This window comes from Streptococcus taonis (assembly GCF_029948085.1).
Lineage (GTDB): Bacteria > Bacillota > Bacilli > Lactobacillales > Streptococcaceae > Streptococcus > Streptococcus taonis.
In genome coordinates this window covers 31,278-50,536 of the sequence record NZ_JARZZP010000008.1, presented here as the reverse complement: position 1 = coordinate 50,536, position 19,259 = coordinate 31,278, and the positions used below count along the sequence as shown (strand labels likewise).

The following is a 19,259-nucleotide window of genomic DNA, read 5'->3' as shown; positions in this document are numbered from 1 at the left end:
CTGCTACACAACAAAATTATAGTAGATTGAATCTATAATAGTACATCACGACTGCTAAAAATATTTCTAGAAATAAGTTTGATTTTTCTAATCGAATTGTTCATCCCTTATTTGAATCTACTATAGTGTTTTCTATTCAATCTGCTACACAACAAAATTATAGTAGATTGAATCTATAATAGTACGCTACGAATTCTAAAATATTTCTAGAAATAAGTTTGACTTTCCTAATCGAATTGTTCATCCCTTATTTCAATCCACTATAAATAAGGCTGAAACAATTTTGTTTCAGCCTTATCTTGATTTCTCTTATAAAAATGTCACTAAGTTTACGCTTTTGTTCCAGCTTCTGGCATGATCAGCCAGAGAATGAGATAGGCAAGAATTCCTGATCCACCTAGTAATGTGAAGAGAATCCAAAGTCCACGAACAAGTGTTGCATCAATATCTAAATAGTCAGCAAGACCTGCACAAACACCTGCAATTTTTTTATCTTGAACATTGCGAACTAAACGTTTTTCCATACCAACAATCTCCTTGGCATTACTTTTATTTTCAATTTATTTTATCATCAAATCAAATCTTTTGCAATAGTCTTCCTCATTTTTACTGTGAAAATCTGTCATTCCTGCTCTCATAACCTTGTTTCTTTATTCTCATATAGCAGAAAAAGTGGGGATTCCTCCGCCACTTTTACTTTTTAATCTTCAATTTCGATTTCAAGATCATCGCCAAGGTCAAGAGTCACTTCTTGATTAGCTACTTCTACTTCGGGAGCCTTTACTTTTTCATCGGCTACTGCATCGTCTTCAATCAAGCCAAACTTGACACGAACTTGGTGGTCAATCTCATCAAAGACTTCTGGATGATCTGCCAAGTATTTCTTTGCATTTTCAGAACCTTGACCAATCTTTTCGTCTTTATAAGAGTACCATGCTCCTGCCTTCTTGATGATGTCAAGATCACTTGCAATCTTCAAAAGCTCACCAGTTCTTGAAATTCCTTCTCCATACATGATTTCAACAAAGGCTTCTTTGAATGGTGGAGCTACCTTGTTTTTAACAACCTTAATCTTGGTTTCCTTACCTACGCTCGTATCTTTTTGATCACCAGTTCCCTTGATTTGTGTGCTTCCACGAACATCCAAACGGACAGAAGCGTAGAATTTAAGGGCACGTCCACCAGGAGTTGTCTCTGGATTACCAAACATAACTCCTACTTTTTCACGCAATTGGTTAATGAAGATAGCAATTGTCTTAGTCTTATTAATAGAAGCTCCAAGTTTACGCATAGCCTGGCTCATCATACGAGCTTGAAGACCAACGTGGCTATCTCCGATATCTCCATCGATTTCCGCACGAGGTACAAGAGCAGCAACTGAGTCGATAACAACAAGGTCAACTGCACCTGAATCAATCAATTTCCCAGCAATTTCAAGACCTTGCTCCCCTGAGTCTGGTTGTGACAAGAGCAATTCGTCAATGTTAACCCCAAGAGCTGCTGCATAGGCTGGGTCAAGCGCGTGCTCCGCATCGATAAAGGCAGCAATTCCGCCTTCTTTTTGGGCTTGCGCTACCGCATGAAGGGCAACCGTTGTCTTACCAGATGATTCTGGACCGTAGATTTCGATGATACGTCCCTTTGGATAACCACCTGATCCGAGTGCAATATCAAGAGCCAAAGAACCTGAGCTCATCACTTGGACCTTTTGCTCTGCACGTTCACCCAAGCGCATGATTGATCCCTTACCGAAATCTTTTTCAATCAATTTAAGGGCATCGTTTAGGGCTTTTTCACGATCAGCACCAAATTTTTTGCCAATTTCGTCTAATTTTTTTGTTGGTTTTTTCGCCATTTTATTCTCCTGTATTCTAATAGTCCTTAGACCTTCTTCTATTATAACAAATCTCCATCACTTAATAAAGCTTTGCGAACTAGGTTAAAGGCATGTAATACTGCAATTTCTCGCACATCTGCACGACTTCTACCTGCGATATTGGCCTGGATAACTTCTGCCCCCGAAGCTTGCGCCAAAGCAATAAAAACTGTACCTGCTGGATGTCCTTCTAGGCTATCTGGTCCAGCCACTCCTGTCAAACTAATGCCAAAATCTGACTGGGTCTTGATTCGCGCCTGTTCAGCCATTTTTTCAGCAGTAAAGGCTGAGACGACTCCGTGTTTTTCCAATTCAGCCTGTGGAATATCAAGCATCTTAGCTTTTTCTTCAAGGCTATAAGTCACAAAACCACCCTTAAATATACTTGAAGCACCCGAAAAATCCGCTACCCTAGCTTGGAAAAGACCAGCCGTCAAACTCTCTGCAGCCGTGATAGTTTTCCCTTGTTTTTTCAGTTCTTCTACTACCAGGCTAGCCAAGCTGGTTTCTTCCCCATAGCCATAGCAAATTTCTCGAAGTGAAACACCCTCAAAAGTTTCTCTTTCAAGGATTTTTTGTTCTAAAATATCTAGAACACGATCCGCTTCTTCTTGACTCTTAGCCTTGGTCGATAATCGAAGGGTCACTTCCCCAGTTTTAGCATAAGGTGCCAAAGTTGGATCCGTCTGCTGGTCAATCAAATCTGATAGAATTGTCACTAGCTGGCTCTCACCAATGCCAAAGAAACGAAGCACACGTGAATAGAGCTTAGAGCCCGTTGTCAATCTTGGAAGCAACTCATTTAAGACCATAGGTTTCAATTCACTTGGAGGTCCTGGCAGAACGACGTAGGTTACCCCAGCCACCTCGATCATGCCACCGACTGCCAACCCTGTTTCGTTTGGTAATGGAGTTGAACCTTGAACAATTTGAGCCTGGCGTTCATTATTTGGAGTTCTAGCATAGTCTGGTCGATGAGCAAAAAAGTCATCTAGCTTAGCCTGAGCCTGAGGATCAAAAGTCAAGTCACGTCTCAAAAATTGGGCCAAAGTTTGTTTGGTCAAATCATCTTCCGTCGGCCCCAAGCCACCTGTTAAAATAACTAGACTACTGCGATTCTGAGCAATTTCTAACAAGGATAAGAGACGAGCCTCGTTATCTCCTACAGCTGTCTGAAAATAGACATCTACACCAATTTCAGCCAACTTTTCAGACAAGAATTGCGCATTGGTATTGACAATCTGACCTGTCAAAATCTCTGTCCCGACAGCTATAATTTCTGCTTTCATTTTTTCCTCCTACTTACCTATTCGGATTTCTTTGAAAAAATCGCAGGATAATTCCTACGATTTGATGGATAATTTCTTGTTATTCTGACTCTTCAGAAGATGGTGGCAAGTGGCCAAAAAGATTCTCATACAAGACTATATTGGTCTCCAAATTCGTAACCTCTGGTTGTCCGAGCGAACGGCGTAAAAGATTTTGCATCTCTAGTATATGCTCACCAGAAACGATTTGGTAAGAAATCCCTTCAATCATTTCACCTTCACCACGTAATTGTTGGGTTTCTATATTTTTAAAGGAATCTTGATAACCCATTAACTGAGGAATGGTTGTCGTTGTAATCTCGATATTTGTCTGCATGTTGTCACTAAGAGCCTTCAGAATCTCTTGGTAGTGACTCACACTGTTCAAACTAAGAATTTTCTCGACAACCTTTTGAATCACTTCACGCTGGCGTTTTTGACGACCATAGTCCCCTTCAGGATCCTGATAACGCATGCGTGAATAAACAAGGGCTTCTTCACCATTGAGGGTTTGCTCACCGACTCCAATCGAAATCGTATTAAAAGGTTCCTGATCTTGAATAGAAATTGGGAAACCAAGAGTGTTGTTGACTGTAATTCCACCCACAGCATCAACCATTCTTTGAAGGCCATGCATGTTGACCATCACATAACGGTCGATATGAATGTTCATCATCTTTTGAATCGTTGAAATAGACAACTCTGCTCCGCCATCAGCATAGGCAGCATTGAGTTTCGCTTCTCTAACACTACCATCTGGTTGTTGGATTTGTGTGAGAATATCACGCTCCAAACTCATCATGACTGTCTTCTTAGTTTTAGGATTCACTGTCACTAAGATCATTGAATCACTATTCCCAGCCCATGGATCTGTACGCTCAACATTTCCTGTATCCACGCCCATAAGCAAAATCGTCAGAGGTTCGGTCGCTTCAATGACCTTGGTTTCTTCACCGATTTTTTTATAGGTTTTAGCTAAAGTTTGCGTACTTTGCTGATAAATTGTATAGGCATAAGCACCTACACCTAGCACAGTCACAAGGACCAAACCCAAAAACATTCCAATTATTTTTTTTACCATACTCTTATTCGTCTATCAGTTGACCCATTAGGTAAACATCTAGAAACTCTCCTCCTTCTATACAAGCACCACGTTCCTGTAATCCTTCTATGATAAAGCCCATTTTTTCATACAGATGCACCGCGGCAAGATTTCTTTTTTGAACTGTCAATTGTAACCGTCGAATACTACCACTTGATTTGGCCCATTCAATAGTTTCTTCCATCAAGATACTACCGAGACCATTTCCCCAGTAAGCTTTTTTTATTCCTAAAAAGACATCTCCAATATGACGAACTCGCGGACGTTGATCAGCTGTTATATTGATGATTCCTACTAACTCATCATTCAAAAAAGCGAGTAGGGTAATTTGATTATCCGACTGGGCCTGCTTATCCAAAAAATGTTGCATCTCAGACTCACTCATTGCAATCCCATTTTCATCCAGACTGGTAAAATTAGACTCTTGACCAATCTGATCCAAGAGAGCAATGACCGCTGAAGCATCCTGGATTTCCGCTTCACGGATTAAAAGATCATACTCCATCCGTCAATCCTTTCAAAAGTTCTGTCGCTCTTTGGCCATGAGCATGAAAGACGATTTCTCGGCCCTCATCTTTTTTAAGGATTTCTAACTCCAGATAATCCGATGGAAGATTTTCCCCCAATAGATGTCCCCACTCAATAGCCGTTACACCTGAACCAAAAAGAAATTCATCCAAGTCGATAGAATCTGCATCACCTTCAATACGATAAACATCTAAGTGATACAAGGGTAGACGTCCTTCATATTCTCTAACAATGGTATAAGTAGGACTCTTAATCATTTGATGAATGCCTAATCCCTTAGCCAGACCCTTTGTTAGCGTTGTTTTCCCAGCACCTAATTCACCAGTCAAAATCAACACATCATTTTTTTCTAACAAGTTCCCTAGCTTTTCCCCAAGTGCAACCAACTCATCTTCATTTTTTGTGTACATGTACTTATTATACCAAAAAGTTTTATTTTGTGATATTTCCATCAACAAAAAAAGAGGAGACTCCCCTCTTTTTTTGTTTTTATCATTAGTTAAGAGCCATACTGATGTAGTTCAAGATGAACAAAGCATCCAAAATCCAAATCATGACATGCACATCTTTCACTTGACCTTTGACAACCTTCGTCAAAGTATAAGTTAAGAAACCAACAGCAATCCCTTGTGTGATTGAGTAGCTGAATCCCATAAAAATAGATGTGAAGAAAGCTGGAACAGCTTCAGCCATATCATCCCAAGGGATATTTTTCAAGTTAGAGAGCATCATAATTCCGACGATGATCAAAATTGGTGCAGTTGCAGCTGTTGGAACAATTGCTAGAAGTGGGCTAAAGAAGCTTGATAGGGCAAAACAGATGGCAACAACCAAAGCTGTCAAACCAGTACGTCCACCAGCACCGATACCCGCTGCAGACTCAACATAAGTCGTAACGTTTGAAGTACCTGCAATAGCACCTACTGAAGTTGCCACCAAGTCAGAGTAAAGAGCCTTATCCAACTTAGCTGACTCATGGTTTTCACCACTTGTTGCAATGATACCAACTTTTTCACCAGTACCAATAAGAGTACCGATAGTATCAAAAATATCTGTCAATGAGAAAGCAAGAATGGCCATCAAGGTTTCTGGCAAACGAGAAGTGTTTGAAATCAGAGATCCCAATCCTTCTGAACCAAGAGCAGCACCAAACAAAGTTCCTAGGTCGTTAACTGCTGATGAAAGATTATTGCTTGCAAAGTCAATGCTAGACAAATCAACAAGACCAACAGCAATGGCAAGAACTGTCGTTGTCAAAATAGAAAGGATGATCCCACCTTTGATACCCTTAACAACGAAGAAGATAGTAATGGCAATACCTGCAAGAGCTACCAAGACAGCTGGAGTGTTGAAGTCTACCAATCCTGGAACAGCTGCTGAGTTTGCAGTAAGTGCTGCTTGAGCCTTATCTGCTCCTTCACCTGCTACTGTATAAGTACCTGGGTCAATCGAGAATTTCAAGAGACCAGCATTCTTAATCCCAACATAAGCAAGGAAAACCCCAATACCAGCTGAAATCGCTGAACGAAGAGTTGTAGGAATAGATTCGATGATCATTTTACGAACATTGGTCAATGTAATAATCAATGAAATAATCCCACAGATGAAGACCATCCCAAGGGCTTCTTTCCAAGTGTAGCCCATCCCAAATACAACTGTAAATGTAAAGAAGGCGTTAAGTCCCATACCTGGAGCTTGCGCATATGGCAAGTTAGCATAGAAGGCCATCATCAAAGTTCCCACAACAGAACCGATAATTGTCGCCAAGAATACACCCTGAACAGGCATTCCTGTTTGTGAAAGCATTTGAGGGTTTACAAAGAGAATATAACTCATTGCAAAGAAAGTTGTTAAACCAGCAAGCACCTCTGTACGGACATCTGTCCCGTGCTCTTTTAGTTTAAATAGTTTGTCCATTTTTAATCTCCTTTGTCATTTTACGAACAATATGACTATTATACCATCAATCATTCATATTTTCAAGATATTTTTACTGAATCATAAAAATCTTATCCGATACTTTTCTCCTTCTTTTTACTTATTATCAGCTTTTCTAGTCACTTTCTGATATAATAGAAAACATCTTATCTGAAACTAGATTCGGGAGGATTTTATGACTAAAAAAATGATTGCCGTCGATTTGGACGGAACCTTGCTCAACTCTGAAAGCAAACTTTCTGATTTTACTATTGAAACGATTAAGAAAATCTCTAAAAAAGGCCACCAAGTTGTTATCGCAACTGGTCGCCCTTACCGTATGGCCAAAGATTTTTATGACCAACTTGAACTTGAAACCCCTATGATCAACTTCAACGGCTCACTCACTCACCTACCAGGTAAGACTTGGAAACATGAAAAGTGTCTGACTGTAGACAAAAAATACCTCTTGGATATCGTGAAACGAAAAGAGGATATTGAGGCAGACTTTATCGCAGGTGAATACCGTAAAAAGTTTTACATTACAGCACCAGACAAAGAAATTGCCAACCCTAAATTATTTGGTGTCGAAAACTTTCGCCCAGAAAATCAATTCAAGTCTGACTTAGTGACCAAGGGCCCTAACTGTATTTTATTACAAACTAGGGCAGACGATAAATATGCGCTGGCAGAAGAGATGAACAACTTCTACAAGCACCAACTCAATATTAATACTTGGGGTGGCCCCTTAAATATCCTTGAATGCACTCCAAAAGGTGTCCACAAGGCTTTTGCCCTCGAATACCTTCTCAATGTCATGAACATAGACAAACAGAATTTGATTGCCTTTGGTGACGAACACAATGACCAAGAAATGCTTTCTTTTGCAGGTAAAGGCTATGCCATGAAAAACGCAAATCCTGCTCTGTTACCTTTCGCAGACGAACAATTACCATTAACCAATGAAGAAGATGGCGTTGCTCAGTTTTTACAAGAACGATTTCTTTAATTTCACTCATTCTATACTTTTGTGGTAGACATTAGCGACCTTAAAAGTATGGAATTTTTTTGAGCTCAAAGTCAATAAAAAAAGAATTTGCACCTGTTTTAGCCAGATTCAAATCCTTACAAAATATCTATTTCTTTAAAACGATACGATCAGAAACGTCGCGGTCCATGTCATCGATAATAATCTGGTTCTCTTCTGCCACATAAATCTTGATATCGTCTCCAATAAAGACTCTCTGATTTTCTGATTCGAAGGTCACCTTCTTAACCTCTTGATCTCCGTCCGCTTCAACTTCTGTCCACGTTCCGGTATTTCCAGTGACTACAAGAGTAATGCTATCACCCTCGTCTTGGCCCTTGTAGGTCCCATCTATATTAGTAGTTGTGTCAGTCTTTGCACTAGTAGTAGAACTAGAAGCACTGATTTCTGATACTTGACTAGTGCTCGCTTCAGAGCTAGTGCTTGCTTGGGATAAAGGTGTCGACTTAGTTATTGGCAAACACGCAACTAAGAGACTAAGACTTACCACAGTAGCAAGAGAAAGTGTGAATTTTTTTTAGTGACATAATGTCTCCTTTCTTTTAACAACTATGAAGTATCATAATACTGCTGAGCCATTTCACCTCTACTATATCAAGCGGGTTCAAACATTCACAAGATAGGCACGAACCTCAGATATAAAATAGAGAGAACCTGTCACAAATAGCAAGTCTTTCTCGCCTGCAGAACTATCAAAATTATCTATAAAATCTCGATAGGAAGCAACTCTATGATAGCCACTCAAATCCTGCTCCTCCAAAGAGCCTTGATAGTCGAAGCTCGTCACATAGAGAGCTGTATCAGGTAAATGATCTGTCAAATAAGTTAACATTCCGCTATAATCCTTACGCTTTAAAGCACCAAAAAGGATTTGGGGATGATAACCTTGCTGAATTTTTTCCTGGATAAATTCAACCAACCGCTCCAAGGCTGGTAGATTGTGGGCACCATCTAGATAAATGTGCTCCGTAACAGCTTCTAGACGCCCAGCCCAGTTGGTTGTTTTCAAAGCACACCGGACAACTTCCTCATTGACCTTTTCACCTCTCGCTGTCATAAACAACAGAAATGCCTGCAAAGCCAAAGCAGCATTCTCCTCTTGATAAGATCCTTCCAATCCTAGTTTTAATTGAGTCAAATCCGCTAGAGAAGAAGAAAAATCTCCTGATTTGAAAGAAAAATCTCGGTCAGCTTGGTAGAGAGTGACATCTAAATCTTCTGCTATCTTTTGACAAACGAACTGGGCTTCAGGAGCTAAGTTTGCAATCACTGCTGCTCTTTCTGGCTTAAAAATTCCTGCTTTCTGTTCAGCGATTTCTTCCAGACTATTGCCCAAGGTCTCCTGGTGATCTAGGCCGATTGATGTAATAACTGCGATCTCTCCAGTCACCACATTGGTCGTGTCAAGCAAGCCACCAATTCCAACTTCTAATAGAACTAGATCCACCCCTTGTTCTTTAAAATAAAGCAAAGCAATCACGGTTAACAACTCAAAAAAAGACAACTGGTCATGTGTTTCTAGAAGTCTTTGCTCCATTTCCTTAACTTGATTTGCCAAACGGATAAAGTCTGCGTCCGATATGGGTTGACCATTGATACAAATCCGATCATGAATGCTAACAATGTGAGGGGAAGTAAAGGTCCCCACCTTCTTGCCGTGCGAAACAAAGAGCTCTCTCATAAAGGCGATGGTTGAACCCTTTCCATTTGTCCCTGTCACATGGATAATAGGATAGGCTTGCTCAGGGTTCCCCAGCAAGTCTACCGCTCTCTGCATCCGCCCCAAACCTGATCTGAAATTCAAACCGATTCGACTATGGAGCCATTTTTCTACTTCAAACACGCTTAATCTCCTTAATCCTTAACAAAAAAGCGAAGATTCTCTTCGCTTTTTACTTCATTAGCTAGTATTTAATTCTAGTATGGGAGAAAAATGTCCCCCGGACGTTCCAACTCTCTCCAGTTTCTAGGAGTTGGGCTAAAAACGTTCCCCGAACGTTCCTGCTTCTTCTTATTTCTAGAAGCTGGGCTGATACAGTCTCCCAGACTTACTTACGGTCTTTATTTTTAGCGTAAGGGTAAAAATGTTCACTGGACTGCCTGCGTTTCTAATTTCTAGAAGCAGGGGTAAAAACATCCACTGGATGTTCCTGCGTTTCTAATTTCTAGCGCAGGGCTGATACAGTCTCCCAGACTTACTTACGATCTTTATTTTTAGCGTAAGGGTAAAAATGTTCACTGAACATTTTTACTCCTCCATAAAGCTGTTGAAGACTTCTTCAATCATGTTCCATTCATCTTCTGAATCTTCAGGGATTGGTTGCAATTCACCTTCTGTTCCATCTTCATTTTCGATGAATGAGTATGCTTGGATTTCAACTTCACCGTTTTCATCTTCTTCTGCATTAACTGGTACAAGAAGAACATAGTTTTTACCGAATTCTTCTTTTCCGTCAATAGTCAAAAGGATTTCAAATAAAGTTTCGTTTCCTTGCTCATCTACAAGTGTAATAAGTTCACGTTCTTCGTGATCGTGGTTGTGATCGTGTGACATAGTTTCTCCTCTGTCTTAAAATTTTCTATCTAAATAATTTTGCAAAATCAATTGAGCGGCTAATTTATCAATAACTTTTTTACGCTTATTGCGACTAATATCCGCTTGCTCAATCAACATACGCTCTGCAGCGACCGTAGTTAGGCGTTCATCTTGATACTCTACCGGTAGACCAAAGAGTTCTTCTAGTTTGTCTCCATAGGCTTGACTGGCTTCCACGCGCGGTCCGCTGGTATTGTTCATGTTTTTAGGCAAACCAACAACAAAACGGTCTACCTTATAAGTATCAACCAGTTCCTTGAGGCGTTCAAAACCAAACTCTCCCTGTTCTTCATTGATTTGGATGATTTCAAGCCCTTGAGCCGTAAATCCAAGTGGATCACTAATCGCTACGCCTACCGTTTTTGAACCAACGTCCAATCCCATAATTCTCATAGATTATAGATCGACTCCTTGTCCTTTTAGGTAGTAGCGGACCAATTCTTCAACGATTTCATCTCGCTCATACTTACGGATTTGATTTCGTGCATTGTTATAACGAGGAACGTAAGCTGGGTCTCCACTGAGAACATAGCCCACGATCTGGTTAATAGGGTTATAGCCCTTTTCATTCAAAGAAGCATAGACATCTGTCAATGTTTCACTGATTTCTTTTTTATTGGAATCGTCCAATTTAAAACGTACGGTTTCTTCAGTAAATCCCATTCTAACACCCTCTTTCCTTAGAATAGTACTATTATAGCACATTCGCGGTCGTTCTACAAATCACACAGTCTGATTCTGCTGATTTTCTCTGACTTTTTACTGGACTGTTGCCCCATTTGCAACACGATTAGAAATATAGTCCTCTGGTTCGTTTTTCAATAGATTTTCCAGTCCAACATTCTTCAAGTATTCGTTTTCACTGGCTTTTTTAATATCCATCGTTTGGAAATCATAGCTAGTCTTGGTTTCCATTTCTTTCTCATTTAAAAGAGTCGTTTCGATGGTAAAGCCTGAAATTTTTCGAGCTGCTTGCACAGACTCATCCTTATCCTCAGCTTCTTTAAGAGCTTTTTTAGCTTCATCTAATCCACGTTCAGAAATATACGTTTTTAAATCTTCTGATACAGGACGCTTTTGCTGAATGGTCAAGCTTAAAAATTGATTGCCTTTGTAAGTAATGATTTGAGTTTGCTGTGCTCCACTCTCATCAGCTGGCAAAACTAAGGTCTTAGTAACAACTGTATTCTTAGTTGCATTTTCTAATACGGGCAAGGTAGACTGTAGAGCTTCCTGAGAACTCTCAGTAGTTGAAGCTGCTGTTTCTTTTTTCTGACCACATCCAACGAGCAAAAATAGTGCTGCGAATGTTCCAATGACTAACTTTTTCATAAATCCTCACATGTTATCCAATTTAAATATTAGAGAAGGCCAGGAGTCGCTCCCAGCCTTGATGTTTTATAGAGCCGCACGTAAACGCGCTTCTGCATTTTCCACATTACGGACAGAGCGTGGCAAAAAGGCACGGATATCGTCTTCTTTATAGCCGACTTGTAGGCGTTTCTCATCTACAAGAATCGGACTTTTCAAGATACGTGGTGTTTCCATAATCAGGTTGAGCACTTCATTCACACTCAAATCTTCGATATCAACACCAAGGGCCTTTGCATAACGATTTTTTGATGATACGATACTTGCAATTCCATTGTCTGTTTTTGTCAAAATATCAAGTAGTTCTTCTCTCGAAATTCCTTCCTTACCGAGGTTTTGTTCTTTATAACTTAACTGGTGGGCATTGAGCCAGGTCTTCGCTTTTTTACAGCTAGTACAACTTGAGACTGTATAAATTTTGATCATGTACCTACCCCTTTCGCTACATGTTACTATCAGTTTAAACTATTATACCATAAAAAACATCGGACTTGCGACCTATTTTTAAAAAATTTTAACTTTTTTGGCAATTTTTGAACTTTTTTCTTGACAAAATACGAACTATAACCATTCTTTATACTTCTTAATGTAAAATTTCTTAATAACTGTAACGCTAAACATATACAAGAAAATAATACAGATTAAGAATAAGAAGTAAGGAAGCCCTAAGGGTGCTAGACGAAGGATATTTACTAGCGGTCCATAAGGTAGACTGGTTACGAAAAAGGCTGCAACCAGTGTCATCAAAATCACAAGCCAAGCTGGTCTGCTTTGTACAAAAGGAACTTTTGCTGTACGAAGCATATGGATAACCATAGTTTGAGACCACATAGATTCGATGAACCATCCTGTTTGGAACAAGATAATAAACTGAAGGGCAGATTCTGACCCATGAACATAGTGATGACCTGTTACCAAAGGAACAATGATAAAGTAGAGGAAGATAAAGGTCAAAATATCAAAGACAGATGAGATTGGACCCATCCAAACCATAAATCGCGTAATGGATTTTGCTTCCCATGTATGGGGTTGTTTGAGGAAGTCTTGATCCACATTATCAAATGGCAATGCCACACAGGACAAATCATAGACTAGGTTTAGGACAATGAGATGAACAGGAGCCATTGGTAAAAATGGCAAGAATATACTCGCAACCAGTAGTGAGAAGATATTTCCAAAGTTTGAACTAACGGTCATCTTGATGTACTTGGTCATGTTGGCGTAGACCTTACGGCCCTCAACGATACCAGTTTCAAGGACCATGAGATCCTTGTCCAGCAAAATAACATCCGCTGTTTCCTTGGCGATATCGACTGCTGTATCAACGGAAATTCCGACATCTGCCACCTTCATGGATGGAGCGTCATTAATACCGTCACCCATATAACCAACACCGTGACCATTTTTCTTCAATTGTAGAATAATTCGAGCTTTTTGGTCAGGAGACAATTTGGCAAAGACTGTTACACTTTCAACCGCTTCTGCCAATTCTTGATCTGTCATTTGGTCAATGTCAGCCCCTAAGAGCATATGCTCAACGTCCAAACCAACCTTTTCACAAATGGCTTGGGTTACTTTTTCGTTATCCCCAGTTAAAATTTTTGTTTTGACACCATGCTCAAGCAGAGCTTGAATAGCGGGTGCTGCAGATGGTTTTGGCGGATCCAAAAAGGCAAGGTAACCTGTAAGGATCATGTCACTTTCATCAGTCACAGCATAGGCATAATCTTCACGTAGACCTGACTTGTAGCCAACACCTAAAACACGCAAACCTTGACGGTTTAATTGACCAACCTCTGCCAGTACTTCTTGGCGAATGTCTTCGGTTAGGGGAATGATCTCTCCGCGGTACTCCACATGAGTCGAAATGGTCAACATTTCTTCCAAGGCACCTTTGGTAACCATACTAACGACATTGCTATCGTCTTTGACGATGACACTCATGCGTCTGCGCTCAAAGTCAAAAGGCAGTTCATCAATCTTTTGGAAGATTTTATCTAAATCTTGTAGAATAGCGTGTTCTTTGGCTTCTTTTTCGGTTCTACTGATAATCGCACGGTCCATCAAGTTTTTCAAACCGGTTTGGAAATGTGAATTTAGATAAGCTCTTCTCAAGACGGCCATATCCAAATCACCGTGGATATCCAAAGGATATTCTAAAACAATCTCATCTTGGGTTAAAGTTCCAGTTTTGTCCGTACATAGGATATCGATTGCTCCTAAGTCCTGGATAGCATTGAGTTTTTTGATGACCACCTTTTCCTTGGCCATAATAATGGAACCTTTGGCCAAGCTGGCTGTGATAATCATTGGAAGCATTTCTGGTGTAAGTCCGACACCAACGCTCAAGGCAAATACTCCAGCCTCTAGCCAGTCTCCATCGGTCAACCCATTTGCGAAAAACACGATCGGAACCATGACAAGCATCAAACGGATCAAGAGCCAAGAAATGCTGTTCATTTCACGTTCAAAAGAAGTTGGTTCATCGTAGGTGTTGAGAGTCTGTTCAATAGCTCCCATCATGGTGTCATCACCAACAGCTAGAACCATAGCTGTAGCACTTCCTGAGATAACGTTTGTCCCCATGAATGCCAAGGATTCTGCTTCTAAAAGACTCTCTACATTTTGATTAGTAGCTTTATTTAAAGCAAGTTTTTCTACTGCATCACTTTCTCCAGTCAAACCTGACTGTTGAACAAAAAAGTCGCGGGATTCAAATAAGATGACATCTGCTGGAATCATATCTCCAGCACTCAATTTCACGAGGTCTCCCACAACCAAGTCATCGATGGGTAACTCTTGTTCAAGACCATCGCGAATAACAGTTGCTGTATTGACAATCATTTTTGAAAGATTGGTTGTTGCCTTATCGCTTCGCAATTCTTGGACAAAACGAATACCTCCTGAAATCAAAACCAAGACAACGATAATAATAGAGGTCGTTGGATCTTCTTGACCAGGTTTGGCAAGCCAGACATTTGTAACGAGAGAGATAAAGGCAATCACAAGCAAAATGATTGTGAAAGGATTGATGATGGACTCGTAAATCTTTTTAAAGATGGAATCCTCTTGACCTTTTGTGATGGTGTTTTCACCATATAGGTCACGGTTTTCTTCGACTTGTTCTTGGTCTAAGCCTTTTAGACTTGTATGGTAAAAAGCTAGACTATCTTTTAATGGAGTTTGAATAGCTGCTGCTAGTCTTTCTTTTGTAGTTTTCATTGATTTCTCCTATCTGTATGAATGGTAATTTCATACACAGGGACCAATCACTTTATAAGGACAGAACGACACAAATCAGCGATTGGCTGTGTATGTGCGGTTCTGGATGATCGTCAATTTGCATCGTTTGTCTCCCTTCTTTGTTCTAAAACAGCAGAAAGTCCTGCCATAAAATGGCAGGACTAAAAAACTTATTATCTGTTTTCGTTCAAGCTTTAACTCCATAGGGCGATGTAATGAGCTTAGTCTTGACCTTCGCGACCAGGACTGTTGACCAACGAGTAGTGTCTCCACTGCTTTGCGGTAGTCATCCGTATCCCTATGGTAGCCTCACCTACCGTCTTCGCCTTTCAGTATAAACCTTTAAAATATAAAAGTCAACGATTTATCTCATTTTTCTTAGATAACAATCAATTCTTTCGGAGCAAGGGTTAATAATTCGCAACCTGTCTCTGTGATCAAGATATCATCTTCGATACGAACCCCGTATTTCCCTTCAATATAAATACCTGGTTCATCAGTCAAGACCATACCCGATTTAATAACTTCTGTCGAAGTTTGGCTAAAGTAAGGCTCTTCGTGGATATCAAGGCCGATACCATGGCCGATACCGTGTGTAAAGTATTCTCCATAACCTGCTTCCACGATGATATCACGAGGAATCTTGTCAAAATCACGGAATCCTAACCCAGCCTTAGCTTGGTCAATCAATGCTTGATTAGCCTTCAATACTGTGTTGTAGATTTCTGCTTGTTCGTCACTCACATGGCCTAGGTAGACGGTACGAGTCATATCACTCACATAATGCTCGTACAGACATCCGAAGTCCATGGTAATGGCTTCGCCTAGTTCTACTGGCTTGTGCATGGGGTGAGCATGGGGTTTAGAAGAGTTGATCCCACTGGCTAGGATGGTATCAAAAGACAATCCTGCAGCGCCTAACTCACGCATACGGAAGTCGAGGAAATTGGCAATTTCAATTTCAGTCTTACCAGGCTTGATAAATTCAAGGACATCATGAAAAGCTCGATCTGAGATTGAACAAGCCTTGCGAATGGTCTCAATCTCTGCCTCATCCTTAATCATACGAAGAGCTTCAACAAACTGAGTCTGTGGAAGTAATTCCATCCCTTCAAAAGCAGTTTGCATGCGATGGTAATAAGAAACTGAAATTTCATCTTCAAAACCGATGCGAGAAAGACCCATGTCTTTAGCAATTTTTGCGATAGTAGCCAACTCGTCACGTTCTGCAAAAATCTCAAAACCAGTAACTTCCTGCTTAGCAGCGATAATATAGCGAGCATCTGTCACTAAAATTTGACGGTCACGACTGATAAAGACCGTTCCATTTGAACCCCAAAAACCTGTCAAATAGTAAACATTTTTAAGGTTATTGATAATAATACCATCGAGCTCTTTTTCTTGCATTTTATCTAAAAATGCTTGCACACGTTTATTCATGATGTAACTTTCCTTTCAAATACTGTCCTGTATAGCTAGCTTCATTCGCAGCTACTTCTTCTGGAGTTCCTGTTGCAATGATGGTACCACCACCAACACCGCCTTCTGGGCCTAGGTCGATAATATGGTCTGCTGTTTTGATAACATCTAGATTGTGTTCGATCACGAGAACTGTATTGCCATCATCGACAAAGCGAGACAAAACGGTAAGCAAACGAGCAATGTCCTCGGTATGAAGACCAGTTGTTGGCTCATCTAAAATGTAGAAGGACTTCCCTGTCGAGCGTTTATGGAGCTCACTGGCTAACTTCATCCGTTGAGCTTCTCCACCAGAAAGTGTCGTAGCTGGTTGCCCCAAGGTCACATAACCTAGACCTACATCCTTGATCGTTTGGAGTTTGCGTTGAATTTTTGGAATGTGTTTGAAAAATTCTACCGCATCATTGACGGTCATATCCAATACTTGCGAGATATTCTTTTCCTTGTAATGAACTTCTAGCGTTTCACTGTTGTAGCGGGTGCCATGACAGACTTCACAAGCCACGTAAACATCTGGCAAGAAGTGCATTTCAATCTTGATAATCCCATCGCCTGAGCAGGCTTCACAACGACCGCCCTTAACATTGAAACTGAAACGACCCTTTTTGTAGCCACGGATCTTGGCTTCATTTGTCTGAGCGAAGAGGTCCCGAATGTCATCAAAGACACCAGTATAGGTAGCTGGGTTAGACCTTGGCGTTCGTCCAATTGGACTCTGGTCAATGTCAATCAACCGATCTACATGCTCAATCCCTGTAATAGTCTTAAATTTACCAGGTTTGTCTGAATTGCGGTTAAGCTTTTGAGCAATGGCTTTTTTGAGGATGCTGTTAATAAGTGTCGACTTGCCTGAGCCAGAGACCCCTGTCACCGCAATGAATTTCCCGAGTGGGAAACGAGCAGTGATATTTTGTAGGTTGTTTTCACGCGCCCCCGTCACTTCGATAAAACGACCATTACCGACACGACGCTCTTCTGGCACTGGAATGGCACGTTTGCCTGACAAGTACTGACCTGTGATAGACTTGCTGTTGCGAGCCACTTGCTTGGGCGTTCCTGCGGCAACAATCTCTCCACCAAAGACCCCTGCACCAGGACCGACGTCAATTAGATAATCTGCCTCTCGCATGGTATCTTCGTCATGTTCTACTACGATCAGAGTATTCCCCAAATCACGCATCTTTTTCAGACTGGCAATCAGGCGGTCATTGTCCCTCTGGTGAAGACCGATTGACGGCTCATCTAAGATATAGAGGACTCCTGAGAGATTGGAACCAATCTGGGTTGCCAAGCGAATACGCTGACTCTCTCCTCCTGATAGGGTTCCCGCTGACCGAGAAAGTGTCAGATAGTTGAGTCCGACATTATTGAGGAAGGTCAAGCGATCCTTGATTTCTTTCAGAATTGGACGAGCGATAATGGCTTCATTTTTTGAGAGAGTCAACTGATCAATAGCTTCCAAATGATCTGCGATGGAGAGGTCTGAAATTTCTCCGATATGGAGTCCTTTTTCTCCCCCTACTCGAACAGATAAGGCCTGATCATTGAGGCGATAACCGTGACAAGTGCCACAAGTTAGCTCGTTCATATAAAGACGCATCTGAGTGCGGGTGTAGTCGCTATTGGTTTCATGGTAACGACGCTTAATATTCCTTATAACGCCTTCAAATGGAATGTCAATGTCACGAACTCCACCAAATTCATTTTCATAGTGGAAATGGAATTCTTTACCATCTGAACCATAAAAAATGAGATGCTTGTCCTCCTCCGACAAGGCCTCAAAAGGAGTATCCATGTCCACCCCAAAGGCTGTCATGGCTTGTTCCAGCATATTTGGATAATAGTTAGAAGAGATAGGATTCCAAGGTGCTAAAGCTCCCTCACGAAGGGTTTTACTAGCATCAGGCACTACTAAGTCCCTATCAACCTCTAGCTTGATCCCCAAACCATCACACTCACTACAAGAACCAAACGGAGCATTGAAGGAGAAGAGACGAGGCTCTAGCTCTGGAACTGTAAAACCACATACTGGACAGGCATAGTGTTCTGAAAAGAGCATCTCTGAATCATCCATGGTATCGATAACGACATAACCTTCAGCGATACGAAGGGCTGCTTCAATCGAGTCAAAGAGACGACTACGGATACCATCCTTGATGATGATACGGTCTACCACCACATCAATGTTGTGTTGCTTATTCTTTTCAAGTTCAGGAACTTCGGTCACATCATAGACAACCCCATCAACACGGACACGAACGTAGCCATCCTTTTGAATCTTTTCAATCAGAGTCTTATGCTGCCCTTTTTTCTTACGGATAACAGGTGCTAGGATTTGCAAGCGTTGGCGCTCTGGCAATTCCAAGACCTTGTCTACAATCTGTTCGACAGACGAAGCCTTGATCGCCCCATGTCCATTGATACAGTAGGGTGTCCCTACACGTGCATAGAGAAGACGTAGATAATCGTTGATTTCCGTCGTTGTTCCAACCGTCGAACGAGGATTTTTACTGGTCGTTTTCTGGTCAATGGAAATGGCAGGGCTGAGACCATCGATAGAATCCACATCTGGCTTTTCCATATTGCCCAAGAACTGACGAGCATAGGCTGACAGACTTTCAACGTAGCGACGTTGCCCTTCTGCATAAAGGGTATCAAAGGCTAAACTAGATTTTCCTGATCCAGATAGTCCCGTCACCACAACTAGCTTGTCACGCGGAATTTCCACATCTATATTTTTTAAATTATGGGCGCGTGCCCCATGGATGACAATCTTATCTTGCATATTACTT

General features: G+C 41.0%; 17 protein-coding genes, 1 pseudogene and 1 riboswitch. Of the genes and pseudogenes, 1 reads left to right on the top strand and 17 read right to left on the bottom strand.

Features of this window, described 5'->3' with window-relative positions:
- Nucleotides 1-329: 329 nt before the first annotated feature.
- The 7 genes from QEZ38_RS05575 to QEZ38_RS05545 form a co-directional block, all read right to left on the bottom strand.
- Entirely contained in the window at nt 330-524 is a 195-nt protein-coding gene (locus QEZ38_RS05575) for a PspC domain-containing protein (protein WP_248034440.1), read from the bottom strand.
- Between the two features lie 176 nt (nt 525-700).
- A complete protein-coding gene (gene recA, locus QEZ38_RS05570; protein WP_153224556.1) occupies nt 701-1,855 on the bottom strand; it encodes a recombinase RecA in 1,155 nt (384 codons plus the stop codon).
- A 41-nt stretch (nt 1,856-1,896) separates the two neighbouring features.
- Nucleotides 1,897-3,165: a competence/damage-inducible protein A gene (locus tag QEZ38_RS05565; protein ID WP_281335278.1), complete on the bottom strand. Its 1,269-nt coding sequence runs from the start codon at nt 3,163-3,165 to the stop codon at nt 1,897-1,899.
- Between the two features lie 79 nt (nt 3,166-3,244).
- Nucleotides 3,245-4,264 carry a glycopolymer--peptidoglycan transferase LytR gene (lytR, locus tag QEZ38_RS05560; RefSeq protein ID WP_075232346.1) on the bottom strand — a complete coding sequence of 340 codons (1,020 nt, stop codon included), beginning with the start codon at nt 4,262-4,264 and terminating at the stop codon, nt 3,245-3,247.
- 4 nt (nt 4,265-4,268) lie between these two features.
- Nucleotides 4,269-4,790, bottom strand: a complete 522-nt coding sequence (locus QEZ38_RS05555) for a GNAT family N-acetyltransferase (RefSeq protein WP_281335277.1) — start codon at nt 4,788-4,790, stop codon at nt 4,269-4,271.
- Nucleotides 4,780-5,223 carry a tRNA (adenosine(37)-N6)-threonylcarbamoyltransferase complex ATPase subunit type 1 TsaE gene (tsaE, locus tag QEZ38_RS05550; protein WP_281335276.1) on the bottom strand — a complete coding sequence of 148 codons (444 nt, stop codon included), beginning with the start codon at nt 5,221-5,223 and terminating at the stop codon, nt 4,780-4,782. The genes QEZ38_RS05555 and tsaE overlap by 11 nt, the downstream gene beginning before the upstream one ends.
- Nucleotides 5,224-5,308: 85 nt before the next feature.
- Nucleotides 5,309-6,730, bottom strand: coding sequence for an NCS2 family permease (locus tag QEZ38_RS05545; protein ID WP_281335275.1), 1,422 nt, complete (start codon nt 6,728-6,730; stop codon nt 5,309-5,311).
- A 196-nt stretch (nt 6,731-6,926) separates the two neighbouring features.
- On the opposite strand from QEZ38_RS05545, the gene QEZ38_RS05540 reads away from it, so the two are divergent.
- Nucleotides 6,927-7,739, top strand: a complete 813-nt coding sequence (locus QEZ38_RS05540) for a Cof-type HAD-IIB family hydrolase (protein WP_281335274.1) — start codon at nt 6,927-6,929, stop codon at nt 7,737-7,739.
- A gap of 127 nt (nt 7,740-7,866) precedes the next feature.
- Here QEZ38_RS05540 and QEZ38_RS05535 read toward each other — a convergent pair.
- From QEZ38_RS05535 to uvrA, 10 genes and pseudogenes are all read right to left on the bottom strand, one after another.
- Nucleotides 7,867-8,295 (bottom strand): annotated as a pseudogene (locus QEZ38_RS05535) (SP_0198 family lipoprotein); the annotation flags it as partial.
- Nucleotides 8,296-8,382: 87 nt separating this feature from the next.
- Nucleotides 8,383-9,621: a bifunctional folylpolyglutamate synthase/dihydrofolate synthase gene (locus QEZ38_RS05530; protein WP_281335273.1), complete on the bottom strand. Its 1,239-nt coding sequence runs from the start codon at nt 9,619-9,621 to the stop codon at nt 8,383-8,385.
- Between the two features lie 405 nt (nt 9,622-10,026).
- Nucleotides 10,027-10,332 (bottom strand): DUF1292 domain-containing protein, encoded by a 306-nt coding sequence (locus QEZ38_RS05525; protein WP_000017624.1) that lies wholly within the window; start codon nt 10,330-10,332, stop codon nt 10,027-10,029.
- A 15-nt stretch (nt 10,333-10,347) separates the two neighbouring features.
- A complete protein-coding gene (gene ruvX / locus QEZ38_RS05520) occupies nt 10,348-10,767 on the bottom strand; it encodes a Holliday junction resolvase RuvX (RefSeq protein WP_281335272.1) in 420 nt (139 codons plus the stop codon).
- Nucleotides 10,768-10,770: 3 nt separating this feature from the next.
- On the bottom strand, nt 10,771-11,037 hold the full coding sequence (locus tag QEZ38_RS05515) for an IreB family regulatory phosphoprotein (RefSeq protein ID WP_000507060.1): 267 nt from the start codon (nt 11,035-11,037) through the stop codon (nt 10,771-10,773).
- 96 nt (nt 11,038-11,133) lie between these two features.
- The gene (locus QEZ38_RS05510; RefSeq protein WP_281335271.1) at nt 11,134-11,706 is read right to left on the bottom strand and encodes an SP0191 family lipoprotein; all 573 of its coding nucleotides are present in this window, start codon (nt 11,704-11,706) and stop codon (nt 11,134-11,136) included.
- Nucleotides 11,707-11,772: 66 nt separating this feature from the next.
- Nucleotides 11,773-12,171: a transcriptional regulator Spx gene (gene spx, locus QEZ38_RS05505; RefSeq protein WP_000591164.1), complete on the bottom strand. Its 399-nt coding sequence runs from the start codon at nt 12,169-12,171 to the stop codon at nt 11,773-11,775.
- 135 nt (nt 12,172-12,306) lie between these two features.
- On the bottom strand, nt 12,307-14,967 hold the full coding sequence (gene mgtA / locus QEZ38_RS05500) for a magnesium-translocating P-type ATPase (protein ID WP_281335270.1): 2,661 nt from the start codon (nt 14,965-14,967) through the stop codon (nt 12,307-12,309).
- A gap of 192 nt (nt 14,968-15,159) precedes the next feature.
- A riboswitch (M-box (ykoK) riboswitch) is annotated at nt 15,160-15,313 on the bottom strand.
- Between the two features lie 53 nt (nt 15,314-15,366).
- Nucleotides 15,367-16,428, bottom strand: a complete 1,062-nt coding sequence (locus tag QEZ38_RS05495; RefSeq protein ID WP_281335269.1) for a M24 family metallopeptidase — start codon at nt 16,426-16,428, stop codon at nt 15,367-15,369.
- Nucleotides 16,421-19,252: an excinuclease ABC subunit UvrA gene (uvrA, locus tag QEZ38_RS05490; RefSeq protein ID WP_281335268.1), complete on the bottom strand. Its 2,832-nt coding sequence runs from the start codon at nt 19,250-19,252 to the stop codon at nt 16,421-16,423. The genes QEZ38_RS05495 and uvrA overlap by 8 nt, the downstream gene beginning before the upstream one ends.
- Nucleotides 19,253-19,259: the final 7 nt, after the last annotated feature.